This is a genomic window from Pseudomonas sp. Q1-7 (assembly GCF_028010285.1).
Classification (GTDB): Bacteria; Pseudomonadota; Gammaproteobacteria; order Pseudomonadales; family Pseudomonadaceae; genus Metapseudomonas.
The window spans coordinates 3,093,605-3,111,976 of the sequence record NZ_CP116304.1 but is presented as its reverse complement, the minus strand read 5'-3'; the positions used below and the strand labels follow the sequence as shown (position 1 = coordinate 3,111,976).

Genomic DNA, 18,372 nt, shown 5'->3' with positions numbered 1-18,372 from the left:
GCCGGTGGGCCCGCCTTGCCTGTCAGTTGTCGTCGAGGAACTTTTCGGCGTCCAGCGCGGCCATGCAGCCTGAGCCGGCGGAAGTGATGGCCTGGCGATAGACGTGGTCGGCCACGTCGCCGGCAGCGAACACGCCTGGGGTGCTGGTGGCTGTCGCGTTGCCTTCCAGACCACCTTGCACGATCAGGTAGCCATCACGCATTTCGAGCTGGCCCTTGAACAGGTCGGTATTCGGTTTGTGGCCGATGGCGATAAAGACGCCGGCCAGGGACAGCTCCTTGGTGCTGCCGTCTACGGTGCTCTTCAAGCGCACGCCGGTTACGCCGGTGTTGTCGCCCAGCACCTCGTCCAGAGTGTGATTCCAGTGCAGGCGTACGTTGCCGTTGGCAGCCTTCTCGAACAGCTTGTCCTGGAGGATCTTCTCGGAGCGCAGCTTGTCGCGGCGGTGAATCAGGTGCACTTCCTTGGCGATATTGGCCAGGTAAAGGGCTTCCTCCACCGCGGTATTGCCGCCGCCGACCACGCAGACGACCTGGTTGCGGTAGAAGAAACCGTCGCAGGTGGCGCAAGCGGAGACGCCTTTGCCGGCAAAGGCTTCCTCGGAGGGCAGGCCAAGGTATTGCGCGGAGGCGCCGGTGGCGAGGATCAGTGCGTCGCAACTGTAGGTACCGCTGTCACCCTTGAGGATGAAGGGGCGCTTCTGCAACTCGGCGGTGTGGATGTGGTCGTAGACGATCTCGGTGTCGAAGCGTTCGGCGTGCTTCTGCATGCGTTCCATCAGTGCGGGGCCAGTGAGGCCTTCGACGTCGCCAGGCCAGTTGTCCACTTCAGTGGTGGTGGTCAATTGGCCGCCGGGCTGGATGCCCGTGATGACCACGGGCTTCAGGTTGGCGCGTGCCGCGTAGACGGCCGCGGTGTAGCCCGCCGGGCCGGAGCCCAGGACGATCAATCGGGAATGCTTGACTTCGCTCATAAAAAGGCTCCATAAGTCTTTGTCACAAAAGAAATTGCATGCTCCAATTGAGCATCACGCAAATCGTTGGCGGCTATGCTACACCGAAGCCCGTACGTCGCCAAAACGCCGGGGCGACATTCAGCCCCCAACATGGCGTCGCGCGGGCAAATCCGTACAATGGGCCACGTTCCGAAGTGGGGGAGTCCGTGATGGCACACTGCCTTGCGGTTTTTCACCCTCGACCGACTCTTGAGCGCGCCAGGGGCGCAGGAAAAGACGCGATTTGAAGAATTCCACGACCAGAGCCCAGACCCCTGTCTGGCGCCAGCAATTGCATTATCGCCTCAAGGAAGGTGCGTTGATCGCGCTGGGCGCCGTTTGTCTCTATTTGTGGATGGCGCTGCTCACCTACGACTCTTCCGATCCGGGCTGGACCCACAACAGCGATGTGGAGCAGGTGCAGAACGCGGCGGGCCGCCTTGGCGCCTGGTTTGCCGATATCCTGTTCATGGCTCTCGGCTACTTCGCCTATGTCTTTCCGCTGTTGCTGGCGATCAAGACCTTGCAGGTCTTCCGCCACCGTCACGACCCCATCGACTGGAGTGGTTGGCTGTTCTCCTGGCGCCTGATCGGCCTGGTTTTCCTGGTGCTCTCTGGTGCCGCGCTGGCCGATATCCACTTCCAGGACCACGCGGGGCTGCCGGCGTCCTCCGGTGGCGCCCTGGGCGAGAGCCTCAGCCACCTGGCCGTCAATGCCCTCAATGTACAAGGCAGTACGCTGCTGTTCTTTGCGCTATTCCTGTTCGGCCTGACGGTGTTCACCGACCTGTCCTGGTTCAAGGTGATGGACTTGACCGGCAAGATCACCCTGGACCTCTTCGAACTCATCCAGAATGCGGTCAACCGCTGGTGGAGCGCGCGCCTCGAGCGCAAGCAGCTGGTGGCCAAACTGCGTGAAGTGGATGTACGGGTGAACGAGGTCGCCGCGCCGGTGGTGGCAGACCGCCGCGAACAGGCCAAGGTCAAGGAGCGCCTGATCGAGCGCGAAGAGTCGCTGGCCAAGCACATGACCGAACGCGAGAAACGTCCCGCTCCGGTCATTGCGCCGCCGCCGCCGCCGAAACCGGCCGAGCCGAGCAAACGTGTGCAGAAGGAAAAGCAGGCGCCGCTCTTCGTCGACACGGCCGTCGAGGGCACTTTGCCGCCCATTTCCATTCTCGATGTGGCCGAGAAGAAGCAGAAGAGCTTTTCGCCGGAATCCCTCGAGGCGATGTCCCGCCTGCTGGAAATCAAGCTGAAGGAGTTCGGCGTCGAGGTCTTGGTGGAGTCGGTCCACCCGGGGCCGGTCATCACCCGCTTCGAAATCCAGCCGGCCGCTGGTGTCAAGGTCAGCCGCATCTCCAATCTGGCGAAGGACCTGGCCCGTTCCCTGGCGGTGATCAGCGTTCGCGTGGTGGAGGTGATCCCCGGCAAGACCACGGTCGGCATCGAGATTCCCAACGAGGATCGACAGATCGTGCGCTTCTCCGAGGTGCTTTCGTCCTCCGAGTACGACGAGGCCAAGTCGCCGGTCACCCTGGCCCTGGGCCACGACATTGGCGGCAAACCTATCATCACCGACCTGGCCAAGATGCCCCACCTGTTGGTGGCCGGCACCACCGGCTCCGGTAAGTCGGTGGGGGTGAACGCGATGATCCTGTCGATCCTCTTCAAGTCCACGCCCGAGCAGGCGCGGATGATCATGATCGACCCGAAGATGTTGGAACTCTCCATTTACGAGGGCATTCCACACCTGCTCTGCCCAGTGGTCACCGACATGAAGGAGGCCGCCAATGCCTTGCGTTGGAGCGTCGCCGAGATGGAGCGGCGCTACAAGCTGATGGCGGCCATGGGGGTGCGCAACCTGGCGGGCTTCAACCGCAAGGTGAAGGACGCCGAGGAAGCCGGTACGCCGCTGACCGACCCGCTGTACCGCCGCGAAAGCATGGAGGACGAGGCGCCGCTGCTGAAGACCCTGCCCACCATCGTGGTTGTCGTCGACGAGTTCGCCGACATGATGATGATCGTTGGCAAGAAGGTCGAAGAACTGATCGCCCGTATCGCCCAGAAGGCCCGTGCGGCCGGTATCCACTTGATCCTCGCCACCCAGCGTCCCTCGGTGGATGTGATCACCGGCCTGATCAAGGCCAACATTCCGACCCGCATGGCGTTCCAGGTTTCCAGCAAGATCGACTCGCGCACCATCCTCGACCAGGGGGGCGCCGAGCAGTTGCTGGGCCATGGCGACATGCTCTACCTGCCGCCGGGCACCGGCCTGCCGATTCGCGTGCATGGCGCCTTCGTATCTGACGACGAAGTCCATCGCGTGGTAGAGGCCTGGAAGCTGCGCGGTGCCCCTGACTACATCGAGGACATCCTCGCGGGCGTGGAAGAGGGCGGTGGCGGTTCCTTCGGCGGTGGCGAAGGCGGTGAAGGTGGCGGCGAAGGCAGTGAAGACGATCCGCTCTATGACGAGGCCGTGCGCTTCGTGTTGGAGAGCCGCCGCGCCTCGATCTCCGCGGTACAGCGCAAACTGAAGATTGGCTACAACCGCGCCGCGCGCATGATCGAGGCGATGGAAATGGCCGGGGTGGTAAGCCCCATGAACGGCAACGGGTCGCGTGAGGTGATCGCGCCGGCACCGGTGCGAGACTGACCCGAAACGGATTTTTGACGAGGATTTCCATGCGACTGATCCGCATGCTGATGCTGGCCGTTCTGGGCCTGGCGGCGCTCAATGCCCAGGCCGACGACAAGGTTGCCATCGGCCGCCTGACCGAAATGCTTAACAAGGCCCAGACCATCAGCGGCCGCTTTTCCCAACTGACGCTGGATGGTTCCGGCACCCAGCTGCAGGAAACCTCCGGCGAGTTGTCGTTGAAGCGTCCGGGCCTGTTCCGCTGGCATACCGACGCGCCCATGGAGCAACTGCTGGTCTCCGACGGCCAGAAGGTCTGGCTTTACGACCCGGATTTGCAGCAGGTCACCATCCAGACCCTGGACCAGCGCCTCACCCATACTCCGGCGCTGCTGCTCTCCGGCGATGTCTCGGAGATCAGCGAGAACTTCGACATCACCCACAAGGAAGGCGGCGATGTGGTCGACTTCATCCTCAAGCCGAAGGCCAAGGACACCCTGTTCGACACCCTGCGGCTGTCGTTCCGCAACGGTGTGATCAATGACATGCAGTTGATCGACAGCGTCGGCCAGCGCACCAATATCCTCTTCCTCGGGGTCAAGATGAACCAGGCCATCGACGCCGCGCAGTTCACTTTCAAGATCCCGGAAGGCGCCGACGTCATCCAGGAATAAGCTGCAACGCCCATGGATCTCTTCCGCTCCGAACCCATCGCCCAGCCCCTGGCGGCGCGTCTTCGCGCCACCGGCCTGGATGAGTACGTGGGGCAGGAGCACCTCCTGGCGCCAGGCAAGCCCCTGCGCGAGGCCCTTGAGCAGGGCGCACTGCATTCGATGATCTTCTGGGGGCCGCCCGGGGTGGGCAAGACCACACTTGCCAGGCTGCTGGCGCAGGTCACCGATGCCCACTTCGAAACCATCTCGGCGGTGCTGTCCGGGGTGAAGGAAATCCGTCAGTCGGTGGAGGTGGCCAAGCAGCAGGCGGCGCAGTACGGGCGCCGGACCATCCTGTTCGTGGACGAGGTGCACCGTTTCAACAAGTCCCAGCAGGACGCCTTTCTGCCCTATGTGGAAGACGGCACTCTGATCTTCATCGGCGCCACCACCGAGAACCCATCCTTCGAGCTCAACAACGCACTGCTGTCCCGAGCCCGCGTCTATGTGCTGAAAAGTCTCGACGAGGCGGCGCTTCGCAAGCTCGTGGCCCGTGCGCTGAACGAGGACAAAGGCCTTGGCAGGCGCAAACTGAGCCTGCCGGAAGAGAGCTTCGCGATCCTGATGGCGGCGGCCGATGGCGATGGTCGGCGCCTGCTCAACCTGCTGGAAAACGCTGCGGACCTCGCCGAGGATGGTGACGAGATCGGTGCCGAACTGCTGCAGAACCTGCTGGGCGACAGCCGCCGTCGTTTCGACAAGGGCGGCGAAGCCTTCTATGACCAGATATCGGCCCTGCACAAGTCGGTGCGCGGCTCCGACCCGGACGCTGCGCTCTACTGGTATGCGCGAATGCTCGACGGCGGCTGCGACCCGCTCTATATCGCCCGCCGCGTGGTGCGCATGGCCAGTGAGGATATCGGCAACGCCGACCCGCGCGCCTTGAGCTTGTGCCTGTCGGCCTGGGACGTTCAGGAGCGCCTGGGCAGCCCCGAGGGCGAACTGGCCGTCGCGCAGGCCATCACCTACCTGGCCTGCGCGCCGAAGAGCAACGCCGTCTACATGGCGTTTAAGGCGGCCATGCGGGACGCCGCCGAGAATGGCTCCCTGGAAGTGCCGTTGCACCTGCGTAATGCGCCCACCAAGCTGATGAAGCAGTTGGGCTATGGCGAGGAGTACCGCTACGCCCACGACGAACCGGACGCCTACGCGGCGGGGGAGGACTACTTCCCCGAACAGTTGGAGCCGCGCCGGTACTACCAGCCGGTGCCCCGTGGCCTGGAACTGAAGATCAGTGACAAGCTTCAGCACCTGAAAAATCTCGACCACAACAGCCGCTGGCAGCGGAGAAAGCCGTGATCGGACTGATTCTGGCGGTTTCCGCCGGTGGCGCAGCGGGTACCCTGCTGCGCTTCGCGACGGGTAATCTGGTGGCCAGCTACTGGCCACGCCACTTCTACGCCGGTACCCTTGCGGTCAATATCGTCGGCTGCCTGCTGATCGGCTATTTATATGGTTTGTTCCTGTTGCGCCCTGAGGTGCCGGTGGAAATCCGCTCCGGCCTCATGGTGGGATTCCTGGGCGGCCTGACGACCTTTTCATCCTTTTCCCTCGACACGCTGCGCCTGCTGGAAAGTGGCCAGTTGCCACTGGCCCTGGGCTACGGGGCGCTGAGCGTGTTGGGTGGCCTGTTCGCGACGTGGGCAGGCCTGATACTGACGAAAATCTGAGAGACGAGAACCTGACATGCTCGACGCCAAACTGGTCCGCACCCAGCTCCGGGAAATCGCGGAACGCCTTGCCACCCGCGGCTTTGAACTGGATGTAGCGCGCCTGGAAGCGCTGGAGAACCAGCGCAAGTCCGTGCAGACCCGCACTGAACAGCTGCAGGCCGAGCGTAACGCCCGTTCCAAGTCCATCGGCCAGGCCAAGCAGCGTGGCGAAGATATCGCGCCACTGCTGGCCGATGTCGACCGCATGGGCAGCGAACTGGAAGAAGGCAAGCGTGAGCTGGAGAGCATCCAGGTCGAGCTGGACAACCTGCTGCTGAACATGCCGAACCTGCCCCACGAGTCTGTGCCGGTGGGCGCCGATGAAGAGGCCAACGTGGAAGTGCGCCGCTGGGGCACGCCGCGCAGTTTCGATTTCGAGATCAAGGACCATGTGGCGCTGGGCGAACAGCACGGCTGGTTGGACTTCGAAACCGCCGCCAAGCTCTCCGGTGCCCGTTTCGCCCTGCTGCGCGGTCCTATCGCCCGTCTGCATCGTGCCCTGGCCCAGTTCATGATCAACCTGCATGTGACCGACCACGGCTACGAGGAGGCCTACACGCCTTACCTGGTCCAGGCTCCGGCCCTGCAAGGCACCGGTCAGCTGCCGAAGTTCGAGGAAGACCTGTTCAAGATATCCCGCGAGAACGAAGCGGATTTCTACCTGATTCCGACCGCTGAAGTGTCCCTGACCAACATCGTGGCCGGCGAGATCGTCGACGCCAAGCAATTGCCGATCAAATTCGTCGCCCACACGCCCTGCTTCCGTAGCGAAGCGGGCGCGTCCGGCCGCGATACCCGTGGCATGATCCGTCAGCACCAGTTCGACAAGGTGGAAATGGTGCAGATCGTCGATCCGTCCAAGTCCTTCGAGGCCCTGGAAGGCATGACCGCCAATGCCGAGCGCGTGCTGCAGCTGCTGGAGCTGCCGTATCGCGTGCTGGCCCTGTGCACCGGTGACATGGGCTTCTCCGCCACAAAGACCTACGACCTGGAAGTCTGGGTGCCGAGTCAGGACAAATACCGCGAGATTTCCTCCTGCTCCAACTGCGGCGACTTCCAGGCCCGTCGCATGCAGGCGCGTTATCGCAACCCGGAAACCGGCAAGCCCGAGCTGGTGCATACCCTGAACGGCTCCGGCCTGGCTGTGGGCCGTACCCTGGTGGCCGTGCTGGAGAATTACCAGCAGGCCGATGGCAGCATCCGCGTGCCCGAGGTGCTCAAGCCGTACATGGGCGGTCTCGAAGTCATCGGCTGATTGCCGCTCCCTGCCCGACAGGGGCAATGGAAGGCCCACCGCCCGCGTCGCAGCTCGGCTGCACGCGGGCGGTGACCGTTCAAGCTCCATCTCCACGTTATTGCTAGAAGGCGCTGCTATGGATTTCCTCCCGCTGTTCCACAATCTACAAGGGCGCCAGGTGCTCGTGGTCGGTGGGGGCGAAGTGGCCCTGCGCAAGGCGCGCCTGCTGGCGGATGCCGGTGCGTGCCTGCGGGTAGTGGCGCCCGAAATCGAGCCCCAGTTGCTGGAGATGGTTGCGCAGAGCGGTGGCGAATCCTTCCTGCGCGGCTACCAGGCGGCCGACCTCGATGCCTCTCTGCTGGTGATCGCAGCCAGTGACGACCAGGCGTTGAATGCACTGGTTTCCGCCCAGGCCCAGGCGCGGGGCATTCCGGTCAACGTGGTGGATGCGCCGAAGCTCTGCAGCGTGATCTTTCCCGCCATCGTGGATCGTTCGCCACTGATCGTTGCGGTCTCCAGCGCCGGGGACGCCCCGGTCCTGGCTCGGTTGATCCGTGCCAAGATCGAGACCTGGATTCCCGCCGCCTACGGCCAGTTGGCCGGTCTCGCGAAAAGGTTTCGTCACCAGGTGAAAGCGTTGCTACCGGATGTACAGCAACGCCGGGTGTTCTGGGAGGAGGTGTTCCAGGGGCCGATTGCCGAGCGCATGCTCGCGGGGCAGGGCGCCGAGGCCGAGCGCCTGCTGGCCGAGCGTGTCGCCGGAGGTGCGCCCAAAGCCTTGGGCGAGGTCTATCTGGTGGGGGCCGGTCCGGGCGATCCCGACCTCCTGACCTTCCGGGCGTTGCGCCTGATGCAGCAGGCCGATGTGGTGCTGTACGACCGTCTGGTGGCGCCCCCGATCATCGAGCTCTGTCGCCGTGATGCCGAACGCATCTACGTCGGCAAGCGTCGCGCCGACCATGCGTTGCCGCAGGATGAGATCAATCGTCTGCTGATCGAGCAGGCCCAGCTGGGCAAGCGTGTGTTGCGCCTTAAGGGCGGTGATCCGTTCATCTTTGGCCGGGGCGGCGAGGAGATCGAAGAACTGGCGGCCAATGGCATTCCGTTCCAGGTGGTGCCGGGCATTACCGCCGCTTCGGGCTGCTCCGCCTATGCCGGCATTCCGCTGACCCACCGCGACTACGCGCAGTCGGTGCGTTTCGTGACCGGCCACCTGAAAGATGGCAGCTGCGACCTGCCCTGGGGTGATCTGGTGGCGCCGGGACAGACGCTGGTGTTCTACATGGGGTTGGTCGGCCTGCCGATGATCTGCGAGCAGCTGATCAAGCATGGCCGCGCCGCTGAAACTCCCGCAGCGCTGGTGCAGCAAGGCACCACCAGCCACCAGCGAGTTTTCACCGGCACCCTCGCCAACTTGCCGGAACTGGTCGCCGAGCACGAAGTGCACGCGCCCACCCTGGTGATCGTCGGCGAGGTGGTGACCCTGCGCGACAAGCTGGCCTGGTTCGAGGGCGATCAGGCGGGCGTCTGATCCTGCCGTGCCTCCGCCAGCGCTTTCAGGTGACCACGGCCGTGCGGCCGGTTGAAGTCCTGTGCCGGGCCCAGCGGCACCACGCCGGTCGGGTTGATGGTGCGATGACTGGCGTAGTAGTGGTGCTTGATGTGAGTGAAATTCACCGTCTCCGCCACTCCCGGCCATTGGTACAGCTCGCGCAGCCAGCCTGACAGCTGCGGGTAATCTTCCAGGCGACGCAAGTTGCACTTGAAGTGCCCGTGGTACACGGCGTCGAAGCGGATCAAGGTGGTGAACAGGCGCCAGTCCGCTTCGGTGATCCGCTCGCCGGTCAGGTAGCGCCGCGTTTCCAGCAGGGCGTTCAACTGATCCAGTTCGTCGAACAGGGCGTGGAAGGCTTCTTCGTATGCATCCTGGGTGGTGGCGAAGCCGGCGCGATACACACCGTTGTTGATCGCGGGGTAGATGCGCTCATTGAGCGCGTTGATGTCGGCGCGCAGGGCTTCCGGATAGAGGTCTAGGCGATTGCCGGTGAGGTGGTCGAAGGCGCTGTTGAACATCCGGATGATCTCGGACGATTCGTTGCTGACGATGCGGCCGGTCTGCTTGTCCCACAGCAGGGGCACCGTGACCCGTCCACTGTAGTCAGGGCTGTCCAGGGTGTAGCGCTGGTGCAGGTAGGTCAGTCCGTCCAGCGTGTCGCCGCTGGAGCCGTACTGTCGGTCGAAGGTCCAGCCCTGCTCGAGCATGAGCCAGCTCACCACCGACACGTCGATCAGCGATTCCAGGCCCTTCAACTTGCGGAAGATCAGAGTGCGATGGGCCCAGGGGCAGGCCAGGGAGACATAAAGATGGTAGCGACCGGCGGCGGCGGGAAAGCCACCTGCGCCTGAGGGGCCAGGGTTCCCGTCGACGGTGATCCAGTTCCGTCGGCGCGCGCTTTCACGCTGGAAGCGTCCATCCTTGGCTGTGTCGTACCACTGGTCATGCCACTTGCCATCGATCAACAGGCCCATGCTCGGTCTCCAGAAAAAGGGGGGTGTTGACCAGTCTATCGGCGTTCTATCGATGAAAAGGCGCAAATTCGTGGCTTTAATTATCGATCAATCTGATGTTTTTCGTTCGCTCCAGCGACGCCGGGCCTCCCCGAAGGCCTGTTCGCGCTCCAGGCCAAGGCCACGAAGGGCGAGCGCCATGGTGGCGATCACGGCCAACTGACCATAATCGTCCCCGGATTCACCGCGCCAGACGTCCACGAGTCGACCGGCGTCCAGGCGATCCGGCTTCACGTGGCGGAGCGCGGAGAGCGCCGGCCATTCCTCGTCCCAGGCCTCTCCGTCGAGGGTGCCGTACAGATGACAGGCGGCGTCAGGGTTCACCTCGATCTCGCCGCCTTCGCCTTTGATGACAATGGCGTGATCGCCGAGCAGGCGGCTGGCTTCGCGGTGCTCGGCCTGGTAGCCGGGGTGGAAAATGCTCTGCAGGCCACAGCGAGCACCCAGGGGATTCAGGATGCGCGCCAGGGAGTGGATGGGAGAGCGCAGGCCGAGGGTGTTGCGCAGATCGATCATCCGCTGCAATTGCGGCGCCCAGGCGCCCAGCGGAATGAAGGCCAACTGGTGCTCGTCGAGCGCAACGGCGACCTGCTCCCAGTCCTGGCAGAGCGGAATATCCAGCAACTCCAGCAGTTGCTCGGTGTACAGCCGGCCGGCGGTATGGGCGCCTCCGCCATGCAGCAGAATGCGCACGCCACTGTCGGCCAGGGCCTTGGCGGCTAGCAGATACCAGGGCAGGTGGCGCTTCTTGCCGGCGTAGCTCGGCCAGTCGAGGTCGACGGCGATCGCCGGCGCCGGATTGCGCAGCCGGAAGGCCTCGGTGAAGCCCGCCAGCTCCTCGGCATTCTCCTCCTTGTGCCGCAGCAGCATGAGAAAGGCGCCGAGCTGGGTATCTTCCACTTTGCCGTCGAGAAGCATGCCCAAGGCGTCACGGGCTTCCTCGCGGGTCATGTTGCGGGCGCCGCGCTTGCCTTTGCCAAGGATGCGCACGAACTGGGCGAAGGGGTGTTCCGGTGGGGTGACGAGATTCATAGGCAATTGGTCGGTTTCGGCAGCCCGGCGAGCTTGGCCGCAAGCTTCGCCGGCGCGCCCTTGAACAGGCGGTTGAGGTGTAGGCTGTTGCCCTTCTCCGGGCCGAGTTTGAGCGCCACGTACTTGACCAGTGGGCGGTTGGCCGGGGAGAGCTGGAACTCCGTATAGAAGTCCCGCAGCAGGTCAAGGATTTCCCAGTGTTCCGGCAGCAGTTCAAGCTCTTCGCGTGCGGCCAGTGCATGGGCCACCGTGGGGCTCCAGTCGCCCAACTCCTGGAGATAACCGTCCTTATCCAGCGGAATGGTGTGGCCGTCGATCAGCAATTCGCTCATAGCCAGCTGTTCACCTTGTCGTAGTGGCAGCAGAGCTCGACGAAGGCCGGGTAGTCCACTGCGTTCACACGCTCCGGCAGGTCGGACAGGGCGCGCGCCTGCAAGTCCTCCGCGAGCGCGTGCAAGGCGATAGTGGCGGGCATCAGCTCAAGGGCCTGGCGGGCGAGGCTGGCCGGTTGGAGTGCGTAGACGGCATCACCGCTGAGCAGCAGGCCGTCATTCGGTCCCAGCAAGCGCAGGCAACTGCCCAGGCGGCTGTCGGCGAAGGGGGAGTGGGAAAGGATGTGCAGGGTGGCCATCAGAGCGTGAGCACCTGGTCGTATCGGTCAATAAGGGCGGACAGTGCGTGGTCGTCGAGGACTTCTGCCACGAGGCTCAGCGCGGTGCTGTCCAGGCCGCGTTCCTGCAGGCTGCGCGCGGAGGCGTAGAGCGACTCCACGCCGAACAGTGGCAGGGCCTGCAGGTTGGCGGTCAGGTCCTTCTGCTGGAGAGCTGCCGGTTGCTGGCTGGCCGCCAGTTGGAACACGCCGTCGTCGAGGAACAGCAGGCCGAGAGGCAGGTCGAAGGCGCCGCCTGCCAATGCGATATCCAGCGCCTCGCGGGCTCCGGGGCCGCTCCAGGGTGCCTGACGGCTGATGATCAGCATGGATTTCATGTCAATTGCCTCCGAAGCTGACCAGTCGATCGGCCATCTGCACCGCTTCGTGCAATTGCCCCAGACCGGACAGGTCCCAGCCTGCGGCCAGGTTGGCGGCTGGGCGTTCGTAGCGCTTTGCTTCTTCCGTGTTCAGCACACCACGACGCAGGGCGGCGGCGATGCAGGCCACGCCGTCCAGCTGGTGCTTGCGTACGAAGTCGCTCCATTCGGCGGAGAGGTCTAGCTCATCCTGGGGGGCGACTACGTTGGCGGACGCGCTGTGCACGCCCTCCTGATAGAAGAACAGGCGGACGATTTCATGGCCGCCTGCCAGGCACGCCTCGGCGAAGCGCAGAGCGCGGCGAGAGGAGGGCGCATGGGGCGGGGCGAACAGGGCGATGGCGAATTTCATGGTCGCTCGGGTGGAAGGAACACTGCAGGAATGATACGGCCAGACGCATTCTTTTGCCCGCCCGGACAGAAAAAAGCCCGCCGAAGCGGGCTAGTCCGAGGAGGCGGTTGGCGATCAATCGTCGCTGCTGAATACGCCAACCAATTGCAGCAGGCTGATGAACAGGTTGTAGATGGACACATACAGGCTGATGGTGGCCATGATGTAGTTGCGCTCGCCGCCGTGGATGATGGCGCTGGTCTGGTACAGGATGCAGACCGACGAGAACACCACGAAGCCGGCACTGATCGCCAGTTGCAGGCCGCTGATGTTGAAGAAGAAGCTGGCCAACATGGCACCGATCAATACGAAGAAGCCTGCAGTGATGAAGCCGCCGAGGAAGCTCATGTCCTTACGGGTGGTCAGTACGTAGGCGGACAGTCCGAAGAACACCAAAGCGGTCATGGCGAAGGCCGAACTCACGACCTCGCCGCCGTTGGGCATGCCAAGGTACATGTTGAGGATCGGGCCCAGGGTGTAACCCATGAAACCGGTCAGGGCGAAGGTGGATACCAGCCCCCATGCCGAGTCACGCAGCTTCACCGTGAGGAAGAACAACCCGTAGAAACCGATCAGCACCACGAAAATGCTGGGATACGGCACGCGCATCTGCTGGGCGGCATAGGCGACCAGGCCACTGAACGCAAGGGTCAGGGCCAGCAGTCCGTAGGTGTTGCGCAGGACGCGGCTGACTTCCAGCTGCTCCACCTGGGCAGGGTTGAGGGCATAGTTCTGTTCGTTCATCGCGACACTCCCAAAATGGTTTCCGTGACCTGAGTCAGTCTGGATCATAACAGAGGGTCGAAAGGCGCCGATTGCAAGAGTTTGACAGCGTGTTGCGTTTCGGTACTATGGCGCCCCGCGCAAGCGGAGGTGTGGCCGAGTGGTTTAAGGCAGCGGTCTTGAAAACCGCCGAAGGGGAGACCCTTCCGTGAGTTCGAATCTCACCGCCTCCGCCATCTGACTTGCAGAAAGCCCCGTTGATCGGGGCTTTTTCGTTTGCGGGGCTTCCCGCTCAGGCGCGGTTGTTGAGCCTCGCGCATTCATCGTGGGCCAGGGCTTCGTCCTCATGCCTGGTCCCTACATAGTCTCCAGTGGCTCTGTCGATGATGCGATACCAGTAAGCATCCAGAGCCGTTCCTCCGAGAACTCCGCCGTTCCTGATGCCTTTGGCGCCTGCCCGCAGAATTCTTTTTACCGAGAAGCGTGCACTCATGGTGGATCTCCATATCGGGAAAGAAGTGGAACATTCCTGATAGCTGTCGATGGATGATCCCGCAACCTGGCAGTCGCTACCGATCATTTCCAAAGCTCGACGCGCCGTCTGAAGGTGTCTCGTCGTCCTGACGCTTAGGTCGCACTGGCCCGCGCGGACGCTGCGCCCTGGTCCCGCCGGATGGCGACGCCGAGGGTGTCCCTGGCTTAACACGGAACCGCTGCGTATCCAGTGTTTTACTTTCTTTGTCATTCATTCAGGAAATGCTTCCAAATTAATGACATTTATTCGAAGTCTGCCGGCATCGTGCGCCCAGACGCGGGGGCGAGGCCTTCCGTGGCTGATAATTTGGCGCTGTTCGTTTGACGGTGAATGTATCTGGAGCTAGGTCATTCCCCGGTCATTTGCTAATGTGAGCCTCATTTGAACGAGCCTGCTGCCGATGCAGCGCGCGATGCACTGAGAGGTGTCGCTTGATTAGGGTGCTGGTGGTCGATGACCACGATCTTGTAAGAATGGGGATTACTCGCATGCTGGCCGACATTGACGGCCTGCAGGTGGTAGGGCAGGCCGACAGTGGCGAAGAAGCCCTGAAGAAAGCGCGTGAACTCAAGCCGGATGTTGTCCTGATGGACGTCAAGATGCCCGGCATTGGCGGCCTGGAGGCCACTCGCAAGCTGCTGCGCAGCCATACCGACATCAAGGTCGTAGCGGTCACCGCCTGTGAGGAAGATCCCTTCCCGACCCGGCTGTTGCAGGCGGGCGCGGCGGGCTACCTGACCAAAGGGGCCGGTCTGGAGGAGATGATCCAGGCGATTCGCCAGGTCTTTGCCGGTCAACGCTTCATCAGCCCGCAGATTGCCCAGCAACTGGCGCTCAAGTCCTTCCAGCCCCAGGCCAGCGGCTCGCCCTTCGACCTGCTGTCGGAGCGCGAAATCCAGATCGCCCTGATGATTGCCAACTGCCAGAAGGTACAGAGCATTTCCGACAAGCTCTGCCTGTCGCCGAAGACGGTGAATACCTACCGCTACCGAATCTTCGACAAGCTTTCCATTTCCAGCGACGTCGAGCTGGCGTTGCTGGCCGTCAGGCACGGCATGGTAGATGCCGTCAGTTAAGATGTCCGACACCTTCGACGCGAGTGCTTTCCTTGCCGCCTGCAGTGGTCGTCCGGGTGTCTACCGGATGCTCGATGCGAGCGGCAAGCTGCTTTATGTGGGCAAGGCGAAGAACCTGAAGAAGCGCCTTGCCAGCTACTTCCGCAAGACCGGCCTGGCCCCCAAGACGGCCGCCCTGGTGGCCCGGATTGCCCAGGTCGAAACCACCATCACCGCCAACGAAACCGAGGCGCTGCTGCTGGAGCAGACGCTGATCAAGGAATGGCGTCCGCCTTACAACATCCTGCTGCGGGATGATAAGTCCTACCCCTACGTGCACCTCAGCAATGGCGATTTTCCTCGGTTAAGCATCCATCGCGGGGCCAAGAAACAGAAAGGGCGCTACTTCGGCCCGTACCCCAGCGCGGGAGCCATCCGCGAAAGCCTCAATCTATTGCAGAAGGCCTTTCTGGTTCGCCAGTGCGAGGACAGTTACTACAAGAACCGCACCCGACCTTGCCTGCAGTACCAGATAAAACGTTGCAAGGCACCTTGCGTGGGGCTGGTGGACCCGACCGAGTACGCCGAGGATGTGCGCCATTCCGTGATGTTTCTAGAGGGGCGCAGTAATGCGCTGACCCAAGAGCTTTCCGTTGGCATGGAGGAAGCGGCGCAGCGGCTGGACTTCGAGCGCGCAGCCGAGTTGCGCGACCAGATCGCCATTCTGCGGCGGGTGCAGGATCAGCAGAGCATGGAGGGGGGGAGCGGCGACATCGACGTGGTGGCAGCCATTGCCACACCGGGCGGGGCCTGCGTCCACCTGATCAGCGTGCGCGGTGGCCGTGTACTGGGCAGCAAGAATTTCTTCCCTCAGGTTGCCATCGAGGAAGAGGCTGCCGAGGTGTTGGCGGCGTTCATCGCTCAGTACTATTTGGGCAGCCACGAGCGGGACCTGCCCGCCGAACTGATCGTCAACACCACCCACGACGACTTCCCGACCCTGGTCGCGGCGCTGGCCGAGTTGCGCGGCCGGGAACTGGCCATCACTCACCGGGTGCGCGGTACTCGGGCGCGCTGGCAGCAACTTGCCGTCACCAATGCCGAGCAGGCCTTGGCGGCGCGCCTGGCCAACCGGCAGCACACCGCGGCCCGCTTCGAGGCCCTGGCGGATGCCCTCGGTCTGGATGAGTCACCACAGCGCCTGGAGTGCTACGACATCAGCCACTCCAGCGGTGAAGCCACGGTGGCGTCTTGCGTGGTATTTGGGCCGGAAGGTGCGCTGAAGTCGGATTACCGTCGCTACAACATCGAGGGTGTCACCGCCGGCGATGACTATGCGGCCATGCATCAGGCGTTGTCGCGTCGCTTCAGTAAGCTGAAGGACGGGGAGGGCAAGTTGCCTGACGTCCTGTTGGTGGACGGCGGCAAGGGGCAACTGGCTATGGCCCAGGAAGTACTGAAGGAGCTGGCCGTACCCGACCTGATCCTGCTCGGTGTGGCCAAGGGGGTGACGCGCAAACCCGGTTTCGAGACGCTCTACCTGAACGATGCGTCCCACGAATTCACCTTGCCAGCGGACTCTCCCGCCCTGCACCTGATTCAGCAGATCCGTGATGAGGCGCACCGCTTCGCCATTACCGGGCACCGTGCGCGGCGCGGCAAGGCACGTCGCACCTCCAGCCTGGAGGATGTGGCCGGGGTAGGGCCAAAGCGCCGTCGCGAGCTATTGAAGCACTTCGGCGGACTGCAGGAGCTCAATCGCGCCAGCATCGAGGAAATTGCCAAGGCACCCGGTATCAGCAAAAAGCTTGCTGAGTCGATTTATGCCGCCTTGCACAGCGAGTAGAATGCGCGCTTCCTTTGGAACCAGCCGTAACGATGAATATTCCTAATCTGCTCACCGTTCTGCGCGTACTGCTCATTCCCGTTTTCATTCTTCTGTTCTATCTGCCGTTCTCCTGGAGCTACCTGGCAGCCAGTACGGTATTCGCCATTGCCGCCGTCACCGACTGGTTCGACGGCTACCTGGCGCGACGCTGGCAGCAGAGCACGCCGTTCGGGGCCTTCCTCGATCCGGTGGCGGATAAGCTGATGGTGGCGGTAGCGTTGGTATTGCTGGTGGAAGAGCACCACAACCTGTGGCTGACCCTGCCGGCGGCCACCATCATCGGTCGCGAGATCGTGGTGTCCGCGTTACGCGAGTGGATGGCGGAAATCGGCGCGCGCGCCCACGTGGCGGTGTCCAATCTCGGCAAGTGGAAGACTGCTGCGCAGATGCTGGCACTGGTCATCCTGCTGGCCAATCCACCGCTGTTCACCTTCTGGGTGGCTATCGGCTATTTCCTGTTGATCCTGGCCGCGGCGCTGACCCTGTGGTCGATGCTGCATTACCTGATGGCGGCCTGGCCGCACCTCAGCACCGACCCTAAAGGAAAATAAAAGTTTTTTGAATCAAGGGGTTGACGGCTGTTCGTGAATCTATAGAATGGCGCCCGTCAACACGACAAAGCGGGAATAGCTCAGTTGGTAGAGCACGACCTTGCCAAGGTCGGGGTCGCGAGTTCGAGTCTCGTTTCCCGCTCCAGTTTCACGCGATGACGCCGCCCAAAGCGGCGTCATCGTTTAGGCCGGATGGCAGAGTGGTCATGCAGCGGATTGCAAATCCGTGTACGCCGGTTCGATTCCGACTTCGGCCTCCATCTAAAAACCCCGTAGATCAAAGATCTACGGGGTTTTTTATTGTCTTTCAGAAAGTGCGGTTCCCGCACCATGGATCATTCGGTGGGCTCGACGACTTCGCTTGCCGCCTTCGGGCGAATGTCGCTGCCGGATACGTTCGGCCAGGTCCACAGCGCCATCTTCAACAGCCTTCCTGGCAGCTTCTGTGCGTGCCGGCTTCCATCGGTTCCGCAACCTCGGATAGCTCAGGCGCAGACCGCTGGCATTCGTGATCAAGTATGAAACGCTTCGCTGTTACATGAGGCCGAACGCCAGCCGCAGGAGCGACTGGCGTCATGCCTCGACTAAATGCGGAACTGGCGCACCAGAGAATTGAGGCGATCGCCCACCCCCTCCAGACTGCGTGCCGCCTGGGCGCCTTGTTCAGCCTCACCTGCTACGCTGTCCACCGCGGCAGCGATCTGGTGCACGCTACGGTTGATTTCCTCGGCCACTGCCGTCTGTTCTTCGGCAGCGCTGGCGATCTGAGCGTTCATTGCATTGATGGTGGCGATCAGTTGGGCGATGACATCGAGCGATTCGCCAGCCTTGTTGGCGTGCTCGCTGGTCAGCTCGCCGGCGTCGCTGGAGCGGCGCATTGAGCTCACTGACTGCTGCGTGCCCTGTTGCAGACGGTCGATCATGCCCTGGATCTCCTGGGTGCTCTGCTGGGTGCGGCTGGCCAATGCGCGCACTTCATCGGCGACCACGGCAAATCCACGTCCAGCCTCACCGGCACGTGCCGCCTCAATAGCCGCGTTGAGCGCCAGCAGGTTGGTTTGCTCGGCGATGGAGCGGATCACGTCGAGCACGCTGACGATGGACTGCACGTCCTGCTGCAGGCTGTCGAGCGACACGCCGCTGCTGCGGATATCCTCCACCAGTAAGTGAATGCGCTGGATGCTGCCATCGACCACGCTCTTCGCCGCCTGCCCTTCGCGGTCGGTCTGCTGCGCGGCTTCGGCGGCGTTCTGCGCACTCTTGGCCACCTCGTGGGCGGCGGCCGACATCTCGTTGATCGCCGTGG

18 protein-coding genes, 3 tRNA genes and 1 pseudogene are annotated in these 18,372 nt (G+C 62.9%); 12 read left to right on the top strand and 10 right to left on the bottom strand.

Translation table 11 applies throughout. The features are described from left to right. Positions 1–22 precede the first annotated feature (22 nt). A complete protein-coding gene (gene trxB, locus PJW05_RS14355) occupies positions 23–973 on the bottom strand; it encodes a thioredoxin-disulfide reductase (RefSeq protein WP_271407687.1) in 951 nt (316 codons plus the stop codon). Between the two features lie 265 nt (positions 974–1,238). Here trxB and ftsK point away from each other — a divergent pair, with 265 nt between their 5' ends. The 6 genes from ftsK to cysG all read left to right on the top strand — a co-directional run bounded on the left by ftsK (position 1,239) and on the right by cysG (position 8,825). Continuing rightward, positions 1,239–3,650: a DNA translocase FtsK gene (gene ftsK, locus PJW05_RS14350; RefSeq protein ID WP_271407686.1), complete on the top strand. Its 2,412-nt coding sequence runs from the start codon at positions 1,239–1,241 to the stop codon at positions 3,648–3,650. Positions 3,651–3,679: 29 nt separating this feature from the next. Further along, positions 3,680–4,306, top strand: a complete 627-nt coding sequence (lolA, locus tag PJW05_RS14345) for an outer membrane lipoprotein chaperone LolA (protein ID WP_271407685.1) — start codon at positions 3,680–3,682, stop codon at positions 4,304–4,306. Positions 4,307–4,318: 12 nt separating this feature from the next. Beyond that, positions 4,319–5,644, top strand: a complete 1,326-nt coding sequence (locus tag PJW05_RS14340; protein ID WP_271407684.1) for a replication-associated recombination protein A — start codon at positions 4,319–4,321, stop codon at positions 5,642–5,644. Then, positions 5,641–6,015, top strand: a complete 375-nt coding sequence (gene crcB / locus PJW05_RS14335) for a fluoride efflux transporter CrcB (protein WP_271407683.1) — start codon at positions 5,641–5,643, stop codon at positions 6,013–6,015. Before PJW05_RS14340 ends, crcB begins: the two co-directional genes overlap by 4 nt. Before the next feature lie 16 nt (positions 6,016–6,031). Then, on the top strand, positions 6,032–7,312 hold the full coding sequence (gene serS, locus PJW05_RS14330; protein WP_271407682.1) for a serine--tRNA ligase: 1,281 nt from the start codon (positions 6,032–6,034) through the stop codon (positions 7,310–7,312). Between the two features lie 118 nt (positions 7,313–7,430). Continuing rightward, the gene (gene cysG / locus PJW05_RS14325; protein WP_271407681.1) at positions 7,431–8,825 is read left to right on the top strand and encodes a siroheme synthase CysG; all 1,395 of its coding nucleotides are present in this window, start codon (positions 7,431–7,433) and stop codon (positions 8,823–8,825) included. Here cysG and PJW05_RS14320 read toward each other — a convergent pair. From PJW05_RS14320 to PJW05_RS14290, 7 genes are all read right to left on the bottom strand, one after another. Continuing rightward, on the bottom strand, positions 8,810–9,823 hold the full coding sequence (locus PJW05_RS14320) for a glutathione S-transferase family protein (protein ID WP_271407680.1): 1,014 nt from the start codon (positions 9,821–9,823) through the stop codon (positions 8,810–8,812). The genes cysG and PJW05_RS14320 overlap by 16 nt on opposite strands. Before the next feature lie 87 nt (positions 9,824–9,910). After that, positions 9,911–10,894, bottom strand: coding sequence for a glycosyl transferase family protein (locus tag PJW05_RS14315; protein ID WP_271407679.1), 984 nt, complete (start codon positions 10,892–10,894; stop codon positions 9,911–9,913). Then, the gene (locus PJW05_RS14310) at positions 10,891–11,226 is read right to left on the bottom strand and encodes a TusE/DsrC/DsvC family sulfur relay protein (protein WP_271407678.1); all 336 of its coding nucleotides are present in this window, start codon (positions 11,224–11,226) and stop codon (positions 10,891–10,893) included. The genes PJW05_RS14315 and PJW05_RS14310 overlap by 4 nt, the downstream gene beginning before the upstream one ends. After that, positions 11,223–11,525 carry a sulfurtransferase complex subunit TusB gene (tusB, locus tag PJW05_RS14305; protein ID WP_271407677.1) on the bottom strand — a complete coding sequence of 101 codons (303 nt, stop codon included), beginning with the start codon at positions 11,523–11,525 and terminating at the stop codon, positions 11,223–11,225. Before tusB ends, PJW05_RS14310 begins: the two co-directional genes overlap by 4 nt. After that, complete coding sequence (gene tusC, locus PJW05_RS14300; protein ID WP_271407676.1) at positions 11,525–11,881, bottom strand: sulfurtransferase complex subunit TusC; 357 nt, start codon at positions 11,879–11,881, stop codon at positions 11,525–11,527. The genes tusB and tusC overlap by 1 nt, the downstream gene beginning before the upstream one ends. A 1-nt stretch (position 11,882) precedes the next feature. Continuing rightward, the gene (tusD, locus tag PJW05_RS14295) at positions 11,883–12,275 is read right to left on the bottom strand and encodes a sulfurtransferase complex subunit TusD (RefSeq protein ID WP_271407675.1); all 393 of its coding nucleotides are present in this window, start codon (positions 12,273–12,275) and stop codon (positions 11,883–11,885) included. Between the two features lie 114 nt (positions 12,276–12,389). Then, positions 12,390–13,058 (bottom strand): Bax inhibitor-1/YccA family protein, encoded by a 669-nt coding sequence (locus tag PJW05_RS14290; RefSeq protein WP_271407674.1) that lies wholly within the window; start codon positions 13,056–13,058, stop codon positions 12,390–12,392. A 125-nt stretch (positions 13,059–13,183) separates the two neighbouring features. Between PJW05_RS14290 and PJW05_RS14285 the strand changes: the two genes are divergently transcribed. Beyond that, positions 13,184–13,273 (top strand) — tRNA-Ser (locus PJW05_RS14285). Positions 13,274–13,329: 56 nt separating this feature from the next. Here PJW05_RS14285 and PJW05_RS14280 read toward each other — a convergent pair. Beyond that, on the bottom strand, positions 13,330–13,530 hold the full coding sequence (locus tag PJW05_RS14280; RefSeq protein ID WP_271407673.1) for a hypothetical protein: 201 nt from the start codon (positions 13,528–13,530) through the stop codon (positions 13,330–13,332). Positions 13,531–14,003: 473 nt separating this feature from the next. Between PJW05_RS14280 and gacA the strand changes: the two genes are divergently transcribed. From gacA to PJW05_RS14255, 5 genes are all read left to right on the top strand, one after another. Beyond that, positions 14,004–14,648 (top strand): response regulator transcription factor GacA, encoded by a 645-nt coding sequence (gene gacA / locus PJW05_RS14275; RefSeq protein WP_271407672.1) that lies wholly within the window; start codon positions 14,004–14,006, stop codon positions 14,646–14,648. A 1-nt stretch (position 14,649) separates the two neighbouring features. Beyond that, positions 14,650–16,473 (top strand): excinuclease ABC subunit UvrC, encoded by a 1,824-nt coding sequence (gene uvrC / locus PJW05_RS14270; protein ID WP_271412225.1) that lies wholly within the window; start codon positions 14,650–14,652, stop codon positions 16,471–16,473. A gap of 32 nt (positions 16,474–16,505) precedes the next feature. Beyond that, positions 16,506–17,066, top strand: coding sequence for a CDP-diacylglycerol--glycerol-3-phosphate 3-phosphatidyltransferase (gene pgsA / locus PJW05_RS14265; protein ID WP_271407671.1), 561 nt, complete (start codon positions 16,506–16,508; stop codon positions 17,064–17,066). Positions 17,067–17,135: 69 nt separating this feature from the next. Continuing rightward, positions 17,136–17,211 (top strand) — tRNA-Gly (locus PJW05_RS14260). A 41-nt stretch (positions 17,212–17,252) separates the two neighbouring features. Next, positions 17,253–17,326 (top strand) — tRNA-Cys (locus tag PJW05_RS14255). 324 nt (positions 17,327–17,650) lie between these two features. On the opposite strand, the pseudogene PJW05_RS26775 reads toward PJW05_RS14255, so the two are convergent. Beyond that, positions 17,651–18,148 (bottom strand): annotated as a pseudogene (locus PJW05_RS26775) (methyl-accepting chemotaxis protein); the annotation flags it as partial. Positions 18,149–18,372: the final 224 nt, after the last annotated feature.